Below are 5777 nucleotides of genomic sequence, written 5' to 3'. Positions count from 1 at the left end.
GAGGGGACGATGGTGCCGCGGATGGTGGGCGACCAACGCATCTGCGGCGTGGCGATATGATAGCCTTCGGTCGCGGCGGCGATGCATTCATCCAGAAAGAGATTCACCAAAAAGGCGTATTCCTGCTGAGTGATGGCAAAAGGCAACCGGGAGATACGGGCGATGATATCGCCGATACCCAAACGACCCAACGAAAGAGCACGCAGGTAGTAAAAAGGACCGACGGGCTTCTTCAAGGCGTTGCGGTAAGCATAAGCGCGGAGGATTGTCTTCATAATGTGGGGAGTTGTTCTTGGATACAACGGATGGGGTAAGCGTATACATTACCGTCCAGCGCCGATGTAGTACTTGCGAAATAATCAGTAACATAAAACGCTGTAGACCTGCCTGATTCTTTAAGATCGGATGTCCAATAATAGCAGTTTTTACCCCTATCTTTAGAAGTAGCATCTATGCCACTAATCTTACCTACTGCTGGCAAAACGAACTTATCGTTTTGCTTAGAAACCCACTTGCCATTCTTTTGATATTCTTTATTCTCATTTATCTCAGCTACGACACCATCCCAATCAACAGGAGTAGGGACACGCCAACCAACAGGACATGGCTGGTTTTTACGAGGCCAAGCATCATCACTAATACTCAATTCCGGAGAGATACCCGCAGCCGCAGTCGGCCTATAATCCTTATGCCATGTATAATCGATGAAACCAGCACTTAGAATCAATTTATTCTGATAAGTACCCGTATTTGAACATGCTTCTGTATAAATTGGGTAATCCGCTACTTTTGTATACTTTACTGTTGCCGGAGAAGTAGCACAATAAAACGGGACGTTTCTCCCCCACTGATACAAATACCCCAAAACAGCATCATCTGCCGTATCCTCTGTTATTTTATCTACCGTAGTCAAATCTGTAGAACCACCAACATTTACCGGTGCCCAAAACTGTCCTTTGTACTCTACGGCTTCCAAATCCGTACCCGGATAAGTAACCACATGCCGTACCAAAATCGTATCACATTCCACCTCGCTCCCTCCGTTATGTACCAATAACATCGCTTTACGAGTTACGCCGCCATCAAATTTATTGAAAGTAACCTGAAAACTGTTCCTGTAGCTATGATCCGCTTTCGTCACGATCTCTGTGTTGCCGACCTGTTCCACTTTCAGCCAATCGCCTTTCGTGGTCCAGCTATCCGTATGGCTGTCGTAGTATTTCACACGGACACCGGGCGCAAAGGGACAGGTCGCTTCAAAGGTGATTTTGCCGTCCTGCGTGTAATAGACATCATACGCTTTTGCGACGTCACTAATCAGGTTCGGGGTTCCGTTGCCATCGATATTCGCAATCTCCGGCACCTCCGTCTGGTCCGGCTTCACGTTGACCGTATCCACCGCATCCCATTCAGAGACGGCGATGTTGAAGGCGATATCCGTCTGGCCGGGAGCCTTTACGATACGTACCAGGTAACGGTGGTTGCCTTCTACCGGGAAGGCGTTGCCCTCCTTATCCACGAAAGGGATTTGTCGCGTGATCTCCGTGCCACGGAACGTCCCTTTGATCTCCAAAGCGGTCGGGGCATGCTCCGTGTCGCTGTTCGGATAAGTGTACAGGGTGTGCCAGGCGTATTGGAGGGTGGCGGCTTTCGCATCGTCGGCTGTGGTGACGGAGACGGCTTCCGGTTCCTGCGTCGGGTCGGTGGCGATGTCTTTAGTGGTCGGCTTGCCGTAGAGGATTTCCGTGCCGATGCCGGTGATAGGCGCCCAGTCGCTGGTGGTCACTACTTCGGGCGTCATGTCCGGTTTCGGCACCACGAAGGCGGTGGGCTGGGCATGCAAGAGGCGCGCAGAGGTCAGGAAGAAGCTGTTTTCGGGGCCGGTGGCGGCGTTATCGAGGATGGTGCCCGCAGCGTAGGCTTCGTTGGTGATGTCGATACGGGCCACCAGGCGTTGCAGCACAAAGGAGAGCGCGTTGGTTTCCTCTTTCTTCAGTTCCTTGCGGATGTCACCGTACATGACGAAGGCGTTGCGGGCTGCCTTATCGGTTTCAGCGGAACCGGGGAGGCAGGCGGGCATCGTGGCGGCATGGAGGGCGACGCTGTCGCAGAGGCCCTGCCAGGTGACGATCTGGTTGTAGTCGTAATCGGCCGGGAGGTTGGCGATGGCGATGATGTCCGCCACATAACCGCCGCCGGCTGTCAGGGCAACGGTGGCCTCGTAGCCGTCATCGGGAGTGCCGGAAAGGTAGACGGCGTTCGGATGGTCGGTGGCGGCCACGTCAGGGTCGGTCACGCCGTCGGGGACGGGCGGGTAGACCTGGAAGCCGTCTTCGGCGGTATGGACGAAGAAGGCGAGGCGGTCGATGCGTTTCTCTTCCTTGCCCGAGGTGAAGGGGCCCTCCAGGGCGCGGGTGGCTACACCCGAAGAGAGCCGGACGGAGAGGCGCAGGCCGGAGTTCGGGCCGGTTGGGCGTCGACGCCGGAGATGTCTTTCTCGGCGCATGCGGCGAGGAAGAGGGAGAAGAGGAGGAATATGTATTGTTTCATATTAATTGTTATACATTATTGTAATATGTATCTGTATGTCCCGAAGGGACTGACTGTGAATAGCCCCCGGTAAAACCGGGGGGGTATTATCGGGATGAATCCTGTGAGCCCGGAAAGGGTTCAACCATTGCGTGTTGTTCGCCCCCTACAGGGACGCACCATCCGGCGGATATCCTAATCCCCCGGCTTCACCGGGGGCTATTCACAATTACCCCCTTCGGGGGATAAGAGAGCTTGCAGCGAAGACGCCGACGCTAATTACGGCACCGGGGTTGCTTCGATACCGGCCTGGTAGATGGTCAGGACGATGGTCGGGTTGTCTGCACCCGTTGGATCATCCGTGCCATCGGCTTTGTGGTTACATTTGATTGTGACCGTGGCACTGCGGGCGGGGGCACCGGCTCCGGCTACTCCTCCCGTTTCCGTTTGGGCGGCGGCGGAGATTTTCAGGACCATGCTGCCGCTGCCTGCGGTGATGGCGGCATCGGTGGCGTCGGAGGCATTGCTGAAAGAGAGCCAGTCGGCGGCGTCGGCTGTAACACCTGCCCCTACTCCATTCACCGCGGTGACTTTCCAGTTGTCGTTGGTGATGAAGCGGACGCCCTGAGCGGAGGCGGCAGAGGCAAAGTCGATATGGTTGCCGGTTACATGGCTGTCGTCCAGGGTGATGACCGGGGTGGTCGACAACTTGGTTACGGCGATGGTGTACTCGGTGTCGCCGACGGTCAGGATGACATTGCCCGTGCGGACGCTGGCGCTGTCGTTGGCGGTCGTGCCGATTTCGATGATGGCGTCGCCTGTGCCACTCATGACACGGCGGTCGAGTTTATTCAGCGAATAGGCATCCAGCCAGTTACGGTATTCCGTATCGGCTACGTCGTGGATACGCCAGGTGCCGTTGGTGGTTAGCTTGATGCGGTAGGGTTCCTTCGTGTAGTTCTCTTTCGGGAAGGTTACCGTGTAATGCTCTGTATCAGCGCCTTGTGCCAATGCTACAAAACCGGCACCAGGCGTATAACCATCTGCGGTTGCAAGTGTTGCCGTCACTGCCGCTCCCTCCTGCACGACAACCAGGTCACGGTAGATCGTTTCGTCCTGGCGGTCATAGAGACGGATTGTTCCGGTGCGGCGTATGCTGTCATTCGCTGTCAACGATACTTTGAAGGCTTTACATTGTTTGTTCAATACTGGGCCGTCGGTGATCTTGATCCAGGTGGAGTCAATGCGGTCGACACTGAGCGACCATTCCTGGGTGGTGGCGGTGCTGTCTACTTCGATTTCGATATCATTGTAGGGATCATTTGCCAAGAAAGTCGGTGCACCTCCGCCGGGTAACATCAGCGTATCGGCCTTTTCGGTAGTACCGACATTGTTAGTCGTTCCGTCGGTCGGACGGCTGACGATCTGATAGGTTGCGGCATCTTTTGCCGACAATTTTCCGATATTTACATTCGTTGCCGCTCCCGCTTTCTGCGTCACGATCAGCGTCTGCATGATGGAAGGACGTTGCACGTTACGGAATACCAGCGTTCCGCGGCGTTCCTTATTATAAGGGTTCGCCTCCTGCGGTTTTACGGTGGTCAGGGTACCGACAGGGAGGTCGGCGGTGATATTCGTAGTCGTGTCGATCCATTCGGCGTTGTAGCCTTTTAAGAGTTGCCATTCGCTGATCGCTTCCACTTTAACGTTGACGGGGACAGACGCATCGCCGCCACGGGCTGCCGGGATGTTCAACTGCTGCCCGGGGCCGGGGGTGACATCCACTAGCGGAAATTCCACACAGCTCAGTTTGATCGTACCTTCCGACATTTCGTAATCGACGGTGTCACCGATCAGCCAGTCCTGGACGGTGATGGTCGCTTTCAGCGTTGTCGGGTCGAGGTCGTTGATCTTGATCAGGTACTGGTTGTTGGGTTTTACGATCACGGCGTCTTTCGTGCGGTCGGCATTGTTTTTATACAGGTAGACATTGTAGACTACACCGGCACCGGTCTTCTTCGTTTTACCATAAAGGGTCAGGTAGAAGCGATCGGCTTCGGCGCCCTCACCGTCGGCTCCGCCACCGTTGTTCAGGTCCGGATAGAGGTAGAAGACGCTCGCGGCACGGCCGTTGTTGGCGTTCGGGTAGCGGGTGAAGTCGAACTTGTTCATCGACGGGATCAGGGCGTCAGCAGGAGTAGTATAGACGTACTCGCTGTTTTTCATCGCCTTGAAATTAGTTGCCTTGTTGACCAGGGCGGACGGGTGGACGTTGTTCAGTTCGATGCTTTCGATCACCAGGTCGCTCGTCTCGGCATAGTTCTCGATGTCGAAGCGGGCGACGATGCGTTTGAGGTTGACTGCGCGACCGGTCACGGTGCTGCCGATACCCAGTGTATAGCCGCCTCCGTCGGTTGGGGTCGATGCAGCGGCATCGGTGATCTCTATCGAATCGACCGCCGTCATGATCAGCGGACAGGCCAGTTGGCCGGCGGTGGTCAGGAGGTTCGTTTTCATTTCGAGGAACTGGGCTTCGGTGGATTCGCCCAGTTTCAGTTTGTCCAGGTCGTGCTGGCCGATGGCGTTGGCGACGAAATAGATTTTCTTCTTTCCCAGGCCGCTCAGTTGGATCTGGGCGATTTTGTCGGTCGCGTCAACAGCCAGGTCACCGCCACCCACCTTGAACTCTTCGGCAAAGACGGTCTTTGTGGAGTCGTAAGGGGTATCGGCATGTTGGTCGAAGACATAGACCGAGAGGCTGTCGAGAGTGGATTCGGCAACCGAAGCCGGCAGCTTATCCAGAGGGTTGGGGTCCGCCTTACTCAGGGGGACGCTTCCACGGGCAAAGTCTTTCAGAGAGAAGCCGAAGGCCGTCTTGCATGATTCCGGTTTAAGGCCGCCTGCGCCGCCACTGTCAATCTCATCGTCCGAGCAGCCTGCTAATAATAGGGCTGCTAACGCATACATTAAATACTTTGTTCTCATAACACAATTTGTTTAAATTAATACTGAGTGTTTATTTAATTTTCAATTCTCAATTTTCAATTTTCAATTCTCACATCGCTCCCCCGATCGTCCCCCCGTCCTCCCAGTCGCTGATACCCGTGAAGAGGACGGAGATCTTGTCGCCGTCGATTTGGAGGGTGATGGAGAACTCCTGACGGATGTTGCGGGAAAAGGGGATGCTCATTTCACGGAAGAACTCCGAGAGGTTCACTTCACGGATCAGCGGGCGGTCACCCGACCAG

Annotated in this window: 3 protein-coding genes and 1 pseudogene; all 4 read right to left on the bottom strand. The window is 55.1% G+C overall.

What is annotated here, in order from left to right; translation table 11 throughout:
- The coding region (locus NBH14_RS28465) for a DNA-binding domain-containing protein (protein ID WP_250818006.1) at window positions 1–275 on the bottom strand (275 nt) is incomplete at its 3' end.
- Window positions 272–2296: a fibrobacter succinogenes major paralogous domain-containing protein gene (locus NBH14_RS28895; RefSeq protein WP_186962094.1), complete on the bottom strand. Its 2025-nt coding sequence runs from the start codon at window positions 2294–2296 to the stop codon at window positions 272–274. The genes NBH14_RS28895 and NBH14_RS28465, both read right to left, overlap by 4 nt.
- Before the next feature lie 512 nt (window positions 2297–2808).
- Window positions 2809–5514 carry a fimbrial protein gene (locus NBH14_RS28455; RefSeq protein WP_250818004.1) on the bottom strand — a complete coding sequence of 902 codons (2706 nt, stop codon included), beginning with the start codon at window positions 5512–5514 and terminating at the stop codon, window positions 2809–2811.
- A gap of 70 nt (window positions 5515–5584) precedes the next feature.
- Window positions 5585–5777, bottom strand: a pseudogene (locus NBH14_RS28450) (hypothetical protein); the annotation flags it as partial.

The organism is Parabacteroides caecihominis (genome assembly GCF_023656785.1).
Classification (GTDB): Bacteria; Bacteroidota; Bacteroidia; order Bacteroidales; family Tannerellaceae; genus Parabacteroides; species Parabacteroides segnis.
This window is presented reverse-complemented; position numbering and strand designations above follow the sequence as displayed.

Excerpts from the sequence above, each read along its gene's own strand:
- NBH14_RS28455 (WP_250818004.1), bottom strand. The coding sequence starts at position 5,514 with ATGAGAACAAAGTATTTAATGTATGCGTTAGCAGCCCTATTATTAGCA.